Annotated in this window: 15 protein-coding genes; 14 read left to right on the forward strand and 1 reads right to left on the reverse strand. The window is 60.8% G+C overall.

Going from position 1 to position 15606, the window contains the following annotated elements; genetic code table 11:
• Positions 1–240: 240 nt before the first annotated feature.
• The 13 genes from NBH09_RS00005 (at position 241) to NBH09_RS00065 (ending at position 12002) form a co-directional block, all read left to right on the forward strand.
• Positions 241–1092, forward strand: a complete 852-nt coding sequence (locus NBH09_RS00005; protein ID WP_250786714.1) for a type III pantothenate kinase — start codon at positions 241–243, stop codon at positions 1090–1092.
• Between the two features lie 84 nt (positions 1093–1176).
• Positions 1177–1701, forward strand: coding sequence for a deoxycytidylate deaminase (locus NBH09_RS00010; protein ID WP_250786715.1), 525 nt, complete (start codon positions 1177–1179; stop codon positions 1699–1701).
• Positions 1702–1873: 172 nt separating this feature from the next.
• Positions 1874–2152: a NifU family protein gene (locus NBH09_RS00015; RefSeq protein ID WP_099432127.1), complete on the forward strand. Its 279-nt coding sequence runs from the start codon at positions 1874–1876 to the stop codon at positions 2150–2152.
• Between the two features lie 109 nt (positions 2153–2261).
• Positions 2262–3083 carry a prolipoprotein diacylglyceryl transferase gene (gene lgt / locus NBH09_RS00020; protein WP_250786716.1) on the forward strand — a complete coding sequence of 274 codons (822 nt, stop codon included), beginning with the start codon at positions 2262–2264 and terminating at the stop codon, positions 3081–3083.
• Between the two features lie 140 nt (positions 3084–3223).
• Positions 3224–5407: a DUF6020 family protein gene (locus NBH09_RS00025; RefSeq protein WP_250786717.1), complete on the forward strand. Its 2184-nt coding sequence runs from the start codon at positions 3224–3226 to the stop codon at positions 5405–5407.
• Positions 5408–5571: 164 nt separating this feature from the next.
• Positions 5572–6378, forward strand: coding sequence for a YebC/PmpR family DNA-binding transcriptional regulator (locus NBH09_RS00030; RefSeq protein WP_055251993.1), 807 nt, complete (start codon positions 5572–5574; stop codon positions 6376–6378).
• A 166-nt stretch (positions 6379–6544) separates the two neighbouring features.
• A complete protein-coding gene (locus NBH09_RS00035) occupies positions 6545–7090 on the forward strand; it encodes an Asp23/Gls24 family envelope stress response protein (RefSeq protein ID WP_117640268.1) in 546 nt (181 codons plus the stop codon).
• The gene (locus NBH09_RS00040) at positions 7083–7460 is read left to right on the forward strand and encodes a DUF2273 domain-containing protein (protein ID WP_250786718.1); all 378 of its coding nucleotides are present in this window, start codon (positions 7083–7085) and stop codon (positions 7458–7460) included. Before NBH09_RS00035 ends, NBH09_RS00040 begins: the two co-directional genes overlap by 8 nt.
• A gap of 44 nt (positions 7461–7504) precedes the next feature.
• Positions 7505–8020, forward strand: coding sequence for an Asp23/Gls24 family envelope stress response protein (locus NBH09_RS00045; RefSeq protein WP_117736912.1), 516 nt, complete (start codon positions 7505–7507; stop codon positions 8018–8020).
• A gap of 206 nt (positions 8021–8226) precedes the next feature.
• Positions 8227–9249 (forward strand): YitT family protein, encoded by a 1023-nt coding sequence (locus tag NBH09_RS00050; RefSeq protein WP_117584120.1) that lies wholly within the window; start codon positions 8227–8229, stop codon positions 9247–9249.
• Positions 9250–9553: 304 nt separating this feature from the next.
• Entirely contained in the window at positions 9554–10708 is a 1155-nt protein-coding gene (locus NBH09_RS00055; RefSeq protein ID WP_250786719.1) for a DUF4013 domain-containing protein, read from the forward strand.
• Between the two features lie 195 nt (positions 10709–10903).
• The gene (locus NBH09_RS00060) at positions 10904–11512 is read left to right on the forward strand and encodes a DUF4234 domain-containing protein (RefSeq protein ID WP_117770102.1); all 609 of its coding nucleotides are present in this window, start codon (positions 10904–10906) and stop codon (positions 11510–11512) included.
• Positions 11505–12002 (forward strand): DUF2752 domain-containing protein, encoded by a 498-nt coding sequence (locus NBH09_RS00065; RefSeq protein ID WP_199573591.1) that lies wholly within the window; start codon positions 11505–11507, stop codon positions 12000–12002. Before NBH09_RS00060 ends, NBH09_RS00065 begins: the two co-directional genes overlap by 8 nt.
• A 106-nt stretch (positions 12003–12108) precedes the next feature.
• On the opposite strand, the gene NBH09_RS00070 is transcribed toward NBH09_RS00065, so the two are convergent.
• Entirely contained in the window at positions 12109–13572 is a 1464-nt protein-coding gene (locus tag NBH09_RS00070) for a M20 family metallopeptidase (protein ID WP_117848000.1), read from the reverse strand.
• Between the two features lie 162 nt (positions 13573–13734).
• Here NBH09_RS00070 and NBH09_RS00075 point away from each other — a divergent pair, with 162 nt between their 5' ends.
• Positions 13735–15378, forward strand: coding sequence for an amidohydrolase (locus NBH09_RS00075; protein ID WP_231500737.1), 1644 nt, complete (start codon positions 13735–13737; stop codon positions 15376–15378).
• The last annotated feature ends 228 nt before the right edge of the window (positions 15379–15606 follow it).

Here is a 15606-nt window from a genome sequence, read left to right on the forward strand (position 1 = left end):
CCTCTACGGGGCAGGGGCTGACGGCCGTCCGGGGCGGTCGGCCAGCGACCACCGGTACGGCTCAATCGTATAGCCGTGCAACGGAAAAGAGCCGCCCTTTCGGACGACTCAAACTGTAATGGGGATTAAAAAATCATTGTGTACCTAATGATTTTTTAATCCCCGTCCCAGAATAATCATCCCAAATTGACTGCCTTGCCTACGGGATATACTGCTGGGCAGACGAAAGGAGCGCCGACGATGCTTAATGGGTGCGCATATATATTGACGGTCGACGTGGGCAACACGTTCATTCGCTTTGGCCTGTTTGCCGAGGATTCGGCCGCGGCGCAGGAATGCCCGCTTGCGACGTGCGAGATCACCACGCCGTCGAGCATTACGGCCGACGAAGCGCGTATGCGTCTCGCTCAAGTCATGGCCGCGCTGGCGGCTGATGCGGGCATGCCCGGCGCGCTCGTTCCCGCAGCTGCAGTGCTGAGCTGCGTGGTGCCGGCGCTCGAGCGTCCGTGGAAGGCGGCACTTTCCCGCACCTGCACGGGGCGCGTGCTCACGGTGGGGCCGGGCCTCAAGACCGGCATGCCCGTCCACTACGACGACCCGGCCGAGATCGGCCCCGACCGCATCGCCGACGCCGTGGCGGCCCGGGCCGTTTACGGCTCTCCGTGCATCGTGATCGACCTGGGCACTACGACCAATATCGAGGTCATCGATACGCACGGAACCTTTGTCGGCGGCGTCATCGCGCCGGGTCTGGCACTTGGCGCCCGCTCGCTTACGGCGGCTGCGGCGCGCCTGCCGCAGGTCGAGCCCTCGGCACCCACGCATGTGATCGGTCGCAACACGCGCGAGGCCATGCGCTCGGGCGTGGTCTTGGGCGAGGTGGCCCGCATCGACGGCATGCTCGATATGGTGCTTGCCGAGATGCGCTCGACCAAGGCGGCGGGCGAGGGCAGCGTGCCCATCATCATCACCGGCGATGATGCCGAGGCGCTCGCGGCGTTGGTCGGCCATAGCCTGACGGTAGACGACGCGCTGACGCTGCGAGGACTGGCCGAGCTCTACCGCATCAACCAAAAGCCCCGCCGCGTGTAAAAGTGAGGGCGCCGGTGGGACAAACGCCTCCACCTTTCACCTGCTACAATAGGTCAAACTATTGCGATTTCGGAGGTGTCTGCCATGTCGGACGATCTTCATCAAACTTCGTCAGGCAAGCGCCTGGACGTCATTAGCTGGGACGAGTTCTTTATGAGCGTGGCCATCGCCGCGCAGCGCCGCAGCAAGGATCCCAACACGCAGGTGGGTGCGTGCATCGCCAGCACCAACCACCGCATCCTTTCGGTGGGCTACAACGGTACGCCCTCGGCGCTCAACGACGACTTTTTTCCGTGGGGTACGAGCGACGACCCGCTGCAGGACAAGCACAACTACGTGGTCCATGCCGAGGCAAACGCCGTGCTCAACTACCGTGGCTCGCTCAAGGATCTCGAGGGTTCCACGGTCTACGTCACGCTGTTCCCGTGCCATGACTGCGCCAAGATTTTGGCGCAGGTAGGCGTGGGCGAGGTTGTCTACCTGGACAACAAGTACGCCGACACCGATGACGGACGCATCAGCCGCCGCATCCTCGACTCCTGCGGCATCAGCTACCGCCAGGTTATCGTCGATGTTCATATCGGCACCGAGGGGCAGTCTCGGCAGTAGCGCGTGGCAACGCCAGCTGGCAACAAAAAGCAGCTAAAAGAGCCCCGTCCCAAATTGACTGCTCGTGAAAGTCGTGTCCGCACGCATGGATGGCTCGTGAGCGGGTACATGGCTGTAGTAACATAGCCCCTGTCCGCGGGCGTGCCCGCGTTATTGTGAGAAAGGAGCCCCTGTGGCTGTTAACGAAGAGCTGCTTAAGAAGGTTCTTGAAGAGATTCGCCCCAACCTGCAGGCCGATGGCGGCGATATGGAGTATGTGGGCGTCGACGACGAGGGCGTTGTCAAGCTGGAGCTGCAGGGCGCCTGCGCCGGCTGCCCCATGAGCTCGCTGACCCTGTCTATGGGCATCGAGCGCATCCTGAAGGAGCACGTGCCCGGCGTCACCCGTGTCGAGCAGGTCAATGCTTCCGGCGAGACCGACGACCTGTACGACGAGTACGCGCCGTTCTAAGCTGCGAAAGCTGCGGACGACATGCTCCGCATAGACGTTACGCCCAGATATGCGGCTGCGAGCGCAAGGCCCGCGGCCGCATTTGTATGTAGGGAGCAGGGGGATCGATATGCTCAACGACCTCTACCATATGCTTGACCCCGTCGCGATCTCGGCGGGGCCCATCACGATTTACTGGTATGGTCTGGCCTATGTGGTCGGAGCTCTGCTCACGGCGGTCGTCATGTACCGCACGCAGCGTCGCTGGGGCTTTAACATCACGATTGACGACCTGACGAGTGTCGTGGTCGGCGTGGTCTTTGGCCTCATTATTGGTGCGCGCCTGTTCTACGTCATCTTTTACGGTGATGGCTACTACTGGGCGCATCCGCTCGAGATCTTTGCCACCAACGAGGGCGGCATGAGCTTCCACGGTGGCCTGGTCGGCGGCATTATCGGCGGCATCATCGTGTGCCGCATGTATAAGCTCGACGCCTGGACCATTGCCGACCTTGCCGTCATCGGCGCGCCGCTGGCCTTGTGCCTGGGCCGTTGTGCCAACTTTGTCAACGGTGAGCTGTGGGGCAAGCCGACCGATCTGCCATGGGGCGTGGTCTTTGGCGGGACTGCGGGCGAGATGCCGCGTCATCCCTCCCAGCTCTACGAGGCATTTCTTGAGGGCATCGTGCTCTTTTGCATTCTGCAGGTGCTCAGCCGCAAAAAGCCGCTGCTGCCCCAGGGCACGTTTATGGGCGTGTTTGTGATGGGTTACGGCATCGTCCGCTTCCTCGTCGAGTTCGTGCGCGTGCCCGATGCCCAGCTGGGCTATCTGCTGGGTGGCGTTATCACCATGGGCCAGCTGCTGAGTTTGCCGCTCGTGATCGCCGGCCTGGCGCTCATCATCTTCGCCCGTCGCCGCAACCAGCCCCAGCGCGTCTACCTCGACGCCTAACCAAAACCACCACAAAGGGGACAGGCACCTTTGTGGTGGTTCGCTGGGCAACGATGACAGAACCGTAACGTTTCCCCAGATAAAACCTGCCAAAATAAACCTGTCCCTTTTTGGCAGGTTTCTAGAAAGGCTTTCGGACTGTGAAGGATTCCGATCTCTCCACAACGGCTGCGCGCGACGCTGCCCGCATCGTCTGGTTTAAGCGCTACCCCGCCAAGCAGACGCTCATCGCATTTCTGCTCGCGTTGTTGGCGACCACGGCGTTTTCCATCGATCCCGCCCCGGTGTCGAGCAACGCGGTGCTGTCGATCGATCCCAAGGCGACGGGCATGCTCTACGTGTGCTACGAGGTGCTTCTCTCGTTTGCCGGCCACACCGACGCGGTCATGCTGCTTGCGCTTGCCTGCCTGCTCACGCTGCCGTTTCGCTACGTATTCTTTGGTCGTGGCGACGCCTGGCGCCCGTCGGTCGTTCTGCCGTCGCTCTTCTTTGCGATCTGCATGGTGTTTGGCCGCAGCTACGACCTCACCGATTCGGCCGAGATCGTGCTCGGCGACAAGGCGCGTGTTATCTGCGCCTGGATTGGCGGCGCGGGCTGGATGCTCCTAGCGATCGTGGCCTTCTATCTGGCTTTTGAGTGTCTAGATTGGCTGAGCTCTCGGCGCATCCCGTTTTCCGAGGCGCACTTTGGCCGTATATGGCGTGTGGCTCACGCCGTGCTCTCGGTCCATCCCTTTGCCGGGCCCTTCCTGGTGCTTATGATCGCCTGGGCGCCCACGCTCATCGCTTCGCTGCCTGGCCTTTTTATGGGAGATACGGGCGCGCAGATTCGCCAGTGGTTCAACTATCCCAACGGCACGAGCGACTACCTGCGCCTACTCAACCCCAGCGTGCTGCTCAACGGGCATCATCCCGTAGTGCACACGGCCATTATCGGCTCGTGCGTTCAGCTGGGGCTTTCGCTGTTCAACAGCGCTAACGCGGGCCTCATCATCTATACCTGCACTCAATTTGTCATCACGGCTGCCTGCATGGCCTATTCCATTTCGTCGCTGCGCAAACTGGGCGTGAGCCTGCCGGTCCGCGGCGTGATCTTGCTGTTCTTTGCGTTTATGCCCATGTTCTCCAACTACGCGGCCCTGCTCACCAAAGACGTGCTCTTTGCCGACGCGTTTTTGGTGCTGCTGGTACAGACCGTCAAGCTCGTGGCATGTGGCTTGCCCCGTCGTGATGCCAATGTCGACCGAGCGGGCGAGAAAGCCCCCGTGCTCTTTGCGCGCCACGACTGGCTACTGCTCGCTCTGGGCGCCATGGGTTCCACGTTTTTGCGCAATGGCGGTCTGGTCTTTCCGTTGGCGGCCTGCGTGATTGCGGCGGCGTTTTGCGCATGGGATGTACATGTCGCTCGTCGTGCGGCTAAGCAGACGGGCACCGCGGTCTCATGCGTCACGCCGCGATTCCGCTGGGTTGGCGTCCTCGCGGTGCTCGCGCTCTGCCTTGCCTCTAATATGTACTTCACCAAGGTCTTTATGCCGGCGCACGACATCACGCCCGGCTCCAAGCGCGAAATTCTCTCGATTCCGTTCCAGCAGACGGCTCGTTTCGTTCAAAAGCACGATGGCCTCAACTCGGGTGTCAACCCCACGGTAAAGGAGGACGGCACCATCGTGGAGGCGCCCTGCGACGGTTTGGTGACCGACGAGGAGCGCGTCGTGATCGATCGCGTGCTCAAGTACGAGAACCTGGGCCGCCGCTACAACCCTGACAAGTCCGATGCCGTCAAGAACCGCTTTAACGAGTACGCCTCGCAGGAGGACATCAAGGCCTATTTTGAGGTCTGGGCGCAGATGTTCAAAAAGGATCCCGAGTGCTATATCTCGGCGCTCATCAATAACTATTACGGCTACTTTTATCCGAGTGCCCGCGATGCCTGGGTCTACAGCACGGCGCGTAGTGCCGAGATCATGGCGCGTCCCGACAACCTCAAGTACTTCGACTTCCATCCGGTTGACAGCAAGGTTGTGCGCTGGTGTGACCACCTGATCAATCTGTACCGTGTGGCGGTGCAGCGCATCCCGTTTATTTCGCTCACCATGAGTTCGGCCACCTATGTGTGGATCATGATTGCCGTGGTGGTCTACCTGCTGCGTCGTCATTCATGGCGTGCGCTGGCGATCTGGGTGCCGCTGTTGGGCGTGCTCGCCGTGTGCCTGATTGGTCCGTGCAACGGCTCGACCTACATGCGCTACCTGTATCCGGTCATCGCCTGCATGCCCTTCGCCATCGGCGCCACCGTCACCCGCAGCGACTTCCTCTGGTCCTAACTTGGTGCATTGGGGTCAGGTTTCTTTGCACCAAAGGGGACATCATCACGACGCCTTCATTTTGGGGTTTATCTCGCAGGCTAGTAGGTATATCATAACGACGTTTGTTTATATTGCCCGAGCATCTGCGCTGGGCTTTAGGTCGAAACCGATAGGAGACACGTATGTCCGGACACTCTAAGTGGGCCACAACCAAGCATCGTAAGGGCGCGCAGGACGCCAAGCGTTCCGCCCTCTTCTCCAAGCTCAGCCGCAACATCACTGTTGCTGCCCGTCTCGGCGGTGACCCGCTGCCCGAGAACAACGCCAGCCTCGCCGCTGCCGTTGCCAAGGCCAAGGCTCAGTCCATGCCTAAGGACAAGATCAAGTCCGCTATCGACAAGGCTTTTGGTTCGGGTGCTGACGCCGCCGTCTACGAGAACATCGTGTACGAGGGCTACGGTCCCGCCGGTGTCGCCGTCTACGTCGACTGCCTGACCGACAACCGCAACCGTACCGCCGCTGATGTCCGTTCCGCCTTCTCCCACGCTGGTGGCAACCTGGGCACCTCCGGCTCCGTCGCCTTCCAGTTTGAGCGCAAGGGCCAGATCGTCGTCGCCAAGGAGATCCTGGATGAGAACGCCAAGAAGGAGACCATGATCGCCAACGGTGCTGCCGGTGACGAGGATGAGTTCATGATGGCTATCGCCGAGGCCGGTGGCGAGGACTACGAGGATGCCGGCGAGGAGTGGATCGTCTGGACTGCTGCGAACGACGTCATGGCTGTCTCCAAGGCGCTCGAGGAGCAGGGCGTCCAGGTCAAGGGTTCCGAGACCACCATGGTCCCGACCACCCCGACCGAGGTCTCTGGTACCGACGCCAAGAAGGTCCAGCGCCTCATCGACCGTCTTGAGGAGCTCGACGACGTCCAGGACGTCTACAGCACCATGGACATGACCGACGAGGTCATCGCTGCCCTTGAGGAGGAGTAGCGCCAGCACGGATTGAGCCGTGCATATCTGGGCATAATGAAGCGAGCATGCAAGCCTCGTGGAATAGATGAGCCGGATCCGCGTGCGTAGAGCACCGGACCCGGCTCTTTTATAATGATGCGAACCGTTCTGCATTTCGAGAGCCGAGATTTGAAGGGAGCGCCGCGTGCGCGTACTCAAACGAGCCCTAGCGATCGTGTATCTTGCCGCCACCATCGTGGCACTGGGTACGCTTGTCTGCCAGTTTTGGGGGCCGTATACGTATCGCTTTATGCTGCTGATGCGCGACCCCATGCCGCGCATCGTCGTGACGGCGTGCGCCGGCGTCGTGGCGATCGGCGTACTGCTGAGCTTTTTCCGCCTGATGTTCGCCCGTCGCGAACCGTCCTGCGTGCATCCGGCGGGGGAGCGCAATATCGAGGTTACCCTTGCGGCGCTTTCTTCGTGTGCCAGGGTTGCTGCCGAGCGCGACGACCGCGTGATGGTCGAGCATGTCGAGGCTCGCGTCCAAGGTCCCGACGATTCGCACGTCCGTTTTAAGGTCGAGGCTATCGCGCTTGATGATAAGGACGTGGCATCTCTGGCTACCGCGATGCAGCAGCGCATCGAAGAAGCCTGCGATACCATGCTCGGCGCGCCGGGTACGACCGCGCGCGTCCGTTTTTTGCCGTCCAAGACTACCGTCCAGACCGTGGAGGTTTCCGGTGAGTGATACCAATCAAGATAAGACCGCTCGTACGCCGCGCCTGACGATTGACCAGAGCGCCACGTCGGCGAGCGAACCTGTTGATTCCAAAGCAGAGGCAACCGAGTTACAAGACGCGGTAGCCGCGGATTTTGACGAGGCTATGGGTCTCATCAAGGGTACGGGCGCTGCCATCTGGAGCTATGCTGTGCGTCATCCCAACACCACGCTCGGCGCCGTCGCCGGCTTTATCCTCGCCGTGTTGGTGCTCACGTTGGGCCTGTGGGACACGCTCGTCATTGCATTCTTCGTGCTGATCGGCGCTGTGATCGGCCAAATTCGCGACGGCGAGAACGGGATCGTCAACTTCTTCGGCCGTCTGTTTAGCGGCCGCTAATATGTATTCGACTGTCGCATCCGCGGCAGGCATAAGGAGGAACCATGGCTTTTAACACGAAGGTCGATGTGACCGATACCGAGCTCGAGGAGAACGAAGCGGTCGTCGCCGAAGCCGAGGACGTGACGCTCGAGGACGAGGCTCTTGTCGAGGCCGAGTCCGATGAGGATGAGGACGACGAGGAAGCGGATGAGTCCGAGGACTCGCTGACCTATTCCAACGGCGTGATCGAGAAGATCGTTGCCATGGCCACCCGCGAGGTTCCGCACGTTCTGGGCATGAAGGGTAACCTCATGCACTTTGTGCAGGAGCAGTTTGGTGCCGAGAATCTGACCAAGGGCGTGACGGTCGAGGTCACCGACGATAATCGCGTGGTCGTCAACATTTCCGTCATCATCGAGTACGGCGCCTATGCGCCCGCGATCTTCGACGATGTTAAGGCACGTGTCACCGAGCGCCTTGCCGCGATGACCGGCCTTGAGGTGGCGGGCGTCAACCTGCGCATCGAGGATGTCATCACCCCCGAGGAGTACGAGCACCGCACCAGCCAGCACGAATAACCTTCCAAAAAGGGACAGGTTTGTTTTGGCAGGTTTTATCTGCGAAAACATTAAACGGCCGACCGCGCAAGCAAAAGCGTGGCCGGCCGTTTTTGTACGCTCCCGATATAGTCATACCGCTCGTCTAACTAAGGGTTGCAATCCCCACGTTCCGCGTTACTCTAATGGGCGCATTGTTTCCAAATTGTTAACGAGGGGTTACCGTAATGGCCGACGAGCACGAAACAGAAAGCAAGGCATGGGCAATTGAGGCCGCTGCGGCAGAGGCGGCGTCGCGTGCTGCCGAGGAGGTGCATCGTCCTCCCGTAGTGCCGATGGAGCGCGTGGTCGATCGCGATGTTATCGAGCGGGGCGAGCGCGCTGGTCGCAAGCGCAGCCAGGAGCCGGGCTTTCCGCGCTTTTTTGCCGAGCTCAATCTGGGCCTGATCCTCACGGCCTTTGCCATCGTTGCGTTTAAAACCCCTAATCACTTTGCTTTTGGCGGCACCTCGGGCGTGTCGGTCATTCTGTCCACGCTGTTTCCGACCCTGCCCGTCGGCGTCTTTATGTGGATTATCAACGCGGTTCTCGTCGTTTTGGGTTTTATCTTTTTGGAGCGTAAAGCAATCCTGTGGAGCGTCTTTGCCTCGTTTGCGCTGTCCGCCTATGTTTCGCTGTTTGAGCTCTTTATTCCGACCGATGTCTCGATGACGGGCGATATGTGGCTCGACCTGTGCTTTGCCGTGATTCTGCCGGCGCTCGGCAGCGCCATCGTCTTTGATATTGGTGCCTCGACGGGCGGCACGGACATTCTCGCCATGATCCTCAAACGTCGCACGACGCTCGAGATTGGCCGCGCCCTGCTGTTGGTCGATATCGGCATCGTGACCATCGCGGCCTTCTTGTACGGCCCGCGCGTCGGTCTGTATTGCGTGCTCGGCCTGTTTGCCAAGACGCTTGTGGTCGACAAAGCCATCGAGAGCATCCACCTGCGTAAAGTCTGCACGGTCATTTGCTCCGAGCCCCTTAAGGTCGAGGAGTTTATCGTCAAGCATCTCAACCGTACGGCGACTATCAGCCGCGGCTACGGTGCTTTCTCGGGCAAGTGCGTGACGGTGATCATGAGCGTGCTAAGCCGTCGCGAGGCCGTGCAACTGCGCCGCTATGCGCGCGAAGTCGATCCGGGTGCCTTTATCACGATTGTCGACAGCTCCGAGATCGTCGGCAAGGGTTTCCGCGGAACGAACTAACGCAGACGTATTCAACGAACCGCCTGCCGGCGCCGTGTACCTTGCAAATCGGTCATCTTTGAGTATTTGACCCCACATTGGGCAATAATGATGCTAAAGACATCGTTTGCGATCCAAGTGATTCGTTCAAGATACGAAGGGATGATTCTATGTTCTGCTCGCAGTGTGGCGCCCCCATGGGCGATAACGCAAGTTCTGCGGCACGTGTGGTGCCCCCAATGCCGGTGCCGCAGCCTCTGCCCCTCAGGGTCAGCCCCAGCAGTTTGTTCCGCAACCGCCCGTGGCGAATGCGTCCAAGGGCTGTGTGGCTCAGGCGTTTGAGGATATGACCAAGACTCCGGGCGTGCTGCAGCGCGTGTGCCAGATTGCCTTTTTACCGGCGCTGATTTGTGTTGTGTCGGTACTCGTGCTGTTTATTCCCGTTATTGGCGGCATTGCAGCTGCCATCGGCTTTTTGGCAGCTTGCATTGCGAGCGTGTGTGGTTCCGGCTTTGGTATTGAGTGGGGTCGCGATCTGTCGCTCAAGGTTGATGGCGGTATGGATCGTCCACTCATGCGTTCCACGTCGTTTGGCCTCGGAGTCTTTTCGAGCGTTATCTCGGTCGTGCTCGAGGTTATCGCTGCCATTCCCGTTATCGGTGTAGTGCTTTCGCTGGTGGAGAGCGTGGTAATTGGCGCCGCGGGCTCGTATTCGTATTACGGCTCCTATGCACTCGAGGCAGCGCTGTTTGGCTCGCTTGGCCTGCTTGTCCTGGCTATGATTGCCACGGCGGTCCTGGGGGTCTTCTTTAAGATGTTCGCCGACATCGCCGTGATGCACTTTGCGGTGACCGGTCGTGTGGAGAGCGCGTTTTCGCTCGACAAGGTCTGGGCGGCGTTTAAGCACAACAAGACCAAGCTGTTCTGCGCTTCGTTCCTTCCCGAGTTTTTGACGGGCCTGGTTTCCAACGCCATTACGTGGATCTTGACAGCTGTCTTTGGTGCCATCGCCGGAATTGGCGCGTACGGCTATTACTATCGCCCCACGGGTATCGAGGCGATTGTTACCGCCGGTGGTGTCACGCTCGTATTGTTCCTGGTGCTGATTGCATTCGTCACGGTGTTCCTTACGGTCTTTGGCAAGATGCTCAAGCACCGTGCCGTTGGCTATTGGGCTGCACGTTATGCAAGCGAATGGGCCGATGAGGACAAGGACGACGTTTTGACTTTTGTGCTCCCGGGTGAGAAGAAGCCTGCTCCTGCGGGATTCAATCCCACGGCAGCCACTGGTGCTGCGCCTGCCCCGGCACCCGCGCCTGCACCTGCCCCGGCACCCGCGCCTGCCCCTGCCCCGGCACCTGCTCCTGTCCCCGCACCGGCGTCCGAGGCGACGCCTGCGGAGCCCGATTGGGATGCCGTTGCCACGCCGGCGGATGAGCCGGGCGATAATCCTGCTGCCGAAAACAATCAAACCGAATAGCCGGTCGAGGCGCCCTGGGCAACTGAGCCCGGGGTGCCTTTTTCTACTGCGAAAGCAAGAAAATGCCTGGGAAAACGGTTGCAGCAAAATTTCTCGGAAATTGGTCAATGTTGCGCAACAACGTCGCGGCTATTGTTGAGAACGTAGACGTGTAAGGTTTGAAGGCGTGCGACGCCTTAGGAAAAGGAGAGGCTCATGTTCTGTCCCACTTGTGGTTCTCCCATTTCGGATGATGCCAAATTCTGCCCTGTTTGCGGATCCGCCGTTGGTGCCGCTTCTGCCGCTCCGGCCCCGCAGCCCCAGCCCGCTCCGGCCCAGGCTATTCAGCCCGTGCCCCAGCCTCAGCAGCAGTACACCGGTCAATACGCCCAACAGTCCGCATCCGCTCCGATGGGCTATGGCCCCATTAAGGCTGACCGCAGCCTGATCGGCTGGCTGCTGCTCTCTCTTGTGACCTGCGGTATCTATTCGTTCTACTTCCTGTATTGCTTGGCACGCGACGTCAACACGTTGTGTCAGGATGACGGCGATTACACGCCGGGTCTGGCGGAATTCATCCTTCTATCGTTTGTGACCTGCGGCTTCTACGCGTACTACTGGTATTACAAGATTGGCAACCGCCTGCAGGCCAACGCTCCTCGCTACGGCCTGGTGTTCCAGGAAAACGGCACCACCGTTCTTCTGTGGCAGATCTTCGGCGCGCTCCTGTGCGGCCTTGGTCCCATCTTCGCTATGAACATCATCATCAATAATACCAATGCCATGGCAACGGCTTACAACACTCGCCTTGGCGCTCGTGCCTAACAATAAGGGCGGCGTGAACAGCTCCCAGGGACATAGGGGCACGGCAGAGCTCCTTCGCCGCGCCCTTTTTTGCACCGGCGCGCTCTTTGTTGCCTGGCTCGCGCTCTACCTGCTCGATATCGGCTGCATTTTTCGAATGATGACGGGCGCTCCTTGTCCGGGATGCGGCATGACGAGGGCGTGGCTGGCGGCGCTGCGTCTCGATTTTGCGGCGGCCTTTGCCTACCATCCGCTGTTTTGGGTGGTGCCGATTGCGTTTGTGCTCGCGTTCGTGCGCGAGGAGGTGGCATCGAGCAAGCTAAAGCGTGGTGTCGACATTGCAGTCACCGTGTTGTGCATGCTGGTCATCGCCGTATGGATCGTGCGCCTCATCAATCCGGTAGATGCCGGCCTACTCTTTGGCGGCCATGCGCCCGCCGGAGTCCCCGACGACATCATCCACCTCGAACCCCCACGCTGGCTCACCATCCTTCGCTCTTTCCTGTCGTGACGGAGGACGCGCTAGAAAAGCGGTCGACACATAAGCGGGGGCGAACGTTGAGATAACGTTCGCCCCCGCTTTGCTCTAGCCAGGTTGTTATGGGTGGGCGTGATGGCTACTCGTCGCGCTTCTCCTCGTGGCGAGCGGCAGCCCGCGCATCGTGGATGCCCTTGATTGCAGCATGGCGAGCGGTGCGAGCATCGTGCATGGCGTCGCGCGCCTCAGCGGCTGTTGCCTTGGCAGAGCGCAGCTTGGCGGCCAAGTCGGGGTTGGTCTCGGCAACCGCGGCGATCGTGGGGCCGTCGAGCTCCTCTTGCGTGGGCTCGGCCAAAAAGTCGATAGCATACTGGGCGGCCACCATGGAGCCCTTTGCCAGCACGGTCTCGTCGATCTTGTAGAAGCAGGAATGTTGGGCGTACGTGGCACCAATCTTGGGGTTGCGCGTACCTACAAAGGCGAGCACGCCCGGCACGCGGCGCAGGTACTCCGAAAAATCCTCGCCCGAAAGCGTGCCACGGTAATGGCCTTGACCGGTGGGGCCCAGGCACTTGATTACAGCCTGACGGCAGCGCTCGCTCGAGGCGGCGTCGTTTTCGACCTTGTAGTTGGCGATGGTGTAGTCGGTGAGCTCTGCCTCGGCGCCCAAGGCGGCCGCGGTATGCTCCACGATGCGGCGCATAAGCTCCGGCATTTCCTCGTGGGTCGAATCTCCGTAGGTGCGCACCGTGCCGGCAAGGTAGGCCGTGCCGGCGATAACGTTGCGCGCGGTGCCGCCGTGCAGCTCGCCGACGGTGATGACAGCCGGCTCATAGGGGCTGATCTCGCGCGAGACGATGGTCTGCAGAGCGTTGACGATCTCGGCGGCAACCATAACGGCGTCGTGGCCGCGCTGGGGCATGGCGCCGTGGCATGAGGTGCCGCGGACGTCGATGCGGAACCAGTCGGTATTGGCCATGCGCGGGCCGGGCTCGCAGCTCACGGTGCCGGCGTCGACCTCACTCCAGATGTGCGCGGCGTAGGCGCCATCGACGCCGTCGAGCACACCCGTGCCGATCATGAGCTTGGCGCCCTGGCCGTTTTCCTCGCTGGGCTGGAAGACGATGCGGACCTCGCCGTGGATGTCGTCGGTCATATGGCGCAGAATCTGCAGCGTGCCGAGCATCATGGCGATGTGGCAGTCGTGGCCGCAGGCGTGCATGCAGCCCTCGTTGACGCTGGCAAATTCCTCGCCGGTCTGCTCGGTGACGGGCAGGGCGTCGATATCCGCACGCAGCAGGATGCGGCGGCGCGGCGTGCCGTCCTCGCGGTAGGCATCGGGCGCGGTGCCGCGAAGGGTCGCCACCAGACCCGTCTTAAGGGGACGCTCATAGGGGATATTCATGGCGTCGAGCTGGTTGGCGATGTCGGAGGTCGTGCGCTCCTCGGCAAGGCTCAGCTCCGGGTGCTTATGGAAGTGCCGGCGCTGCTTGATGATATAGGGTTCAAACTCGGTAGCGATATCTTTGATGGCTGCGGTGACGTCGTCAGCCGCGCGAGCCTCGGTCGCCGCCATAATCTGCTGTGCCTTGGTCTTCGTCATGGTCGATTTGCTCCTTGCTGGGTTGATCGCAAAATCGTACAGGCTCTCTCCAGTATGCCACCTGCCGCTAGGGCTGGTAAAGTTGCCGTTTGCCGCTTGGGGTTTTGTTACAAGGGCGGGGGAGTACACTCGGGGGTGTTGAATTTCCTGCCAGAGATGGGGATGCCCATGCAACATATCGATCGGATTATCCGCTCCAAGAACGTCTTTACCGCGCAAGACGGCATCGATACCGCCCGCGAGCTGGCGATTGCCATCGCAGGCGACCGTATCGTCGCAGTCGGTGCGCCCGATGACGTGATCGCCGCCGCTCCCGCCGCCACGTCGGTTATCGACTACGGCGAGCAGTTTGTCTGCCCCGGTTTCCATGACGCTCATCTGCACTTCTTCCATACCTCGGTCGGTTCCTCGCCGTACATGCTTATGGATATGGGCACGTCCGAGGCGGCGCTGGTGCAACATGCGCTCGAGTTTTCCCAGGACCTGCCCGATGACGCTTGGGTTGTGACGCAGGGCTGGCGCGACTACCGTTGGGACCCGCCCGAGCATCCTACCAAGGCGTCGCTCGATGCGGCATTCCCCGATCGTCCCTGCGTTATGTATTCGGGCGACGGGCATACGCTTTGGCTCAACAGCCGCGCACTCGAGGCGCTCGGCGTCACACGCGACAGCGAGCCGCCAGCGGGCGGCAGCTACGACAAGGATGCAAACGGCGAGCTCACGGGCATTGCTCACGAGGCGGCTGCCATGCAGCTGCTACCGCGCTGCCTGGAGTGGCTGGGCGAGGACCGCATCGCGAGCGCTTACGCCGACCAGATGAAGCGTATGGCCGAGCAGGGCATCACCTCGATCTGCGATATGTCGCTCATGCCCATGCCGGGCTGCGATTTTATCCGCGACGACGTCTACGACAAACTGCAGGCAGCCGGCAAACTGGGCATCCGAGCCCATCTATTCCCCACACTGCTGGATGACCAATCGCGCTTAGAAGAACTGCAGACCCGCTACGCGAACAACGCGCTGCTCTCGGCGCCTGGTTTTAAGCAGTTCTTCGATGGCGTGTCGAGCGAACACACGGCATATCTCACCGAGCCCTATACCAATCCGCGCTTCCCGGGCGACCAGGGCCGTCTGACGGTTCCGGCTGAGCGCATGCGCAAACTGGTTCTGGCGGCCGCGGAGCGCGGTCACACCGTGCGCATCCACGTCATTGGTGACGGTGCGATTCATGCCGCGCTGGATATCTTCGAGGAAGCGGCCGACCTGTACGGCCTGCCCCAGCACGGTCATAACACGCTTGAGCATCTGGAGAACCTCTTGCCCGAGGACATCGACCGCCTGCGCAAGCTCGACGTGGTTGCCTCGAGCCAGCCCTGCCATATCACGCTCGACCCGGGTGGTCCGGAGCGCGACCTGGGCTTGGAGCGCAGCCGCATCATGTGGCCGTTCGCAACCTATAAGCAGCGCGGCATTCGCCAAGCCTTCGGTACCGACAGCCCCATCACAGCTGTTACCAGCATGAACGTGCTCTACACGGCTATCACGCGCCAGGACCCCAAAAGCCACTGGCCCGAGGGCGGCTGGCTGCCGAGCGAGCGCATCGATGCAGCAACAGCCCTGCGCAACTACACCCTGGGCAGCGCGTACGCAGCGGGCGACGAGCAAAACCTCGGCAGCCTGGAACCCGGCAAATACGCCGACCTGGTAGTCCTGGATCAAAACCCACTCACCATCGACCCCCAAGAACTGCAAGCCACCAAGGTTCAGGCCACCTACCTGGCAGGTAACTTGATTTACGAGCGCTAACCCCACATCCACACCTCAGTTGCGGTGAAATAGTCCCTAAAATCGGCCTTCAAGCCCAAAAACAGGAACTATTCCACCGCAACTTAAAAGAGCGCGTCCCAACAACGTGCCCCTATCTTGTGCATTCCATCCGCATCGCCATTTTGCTGCACTGACTTCTCTGAATTCCGGGCCCTAGTTAGTCAACCTGGCTCCCGGGGCGGACCGGAGGGCATGAAGTTTGTCGCG

It is taken from the genome of Collinsella sp. BG-O-102 (assembly GCF_023656745.1).
In the GTDB taxonomy this organism is placed as follows: Bacteria; Actinomycetota; Coriobacteriia; order Coriobacteriales; family Coriobacteriaceae; genus Collinsella.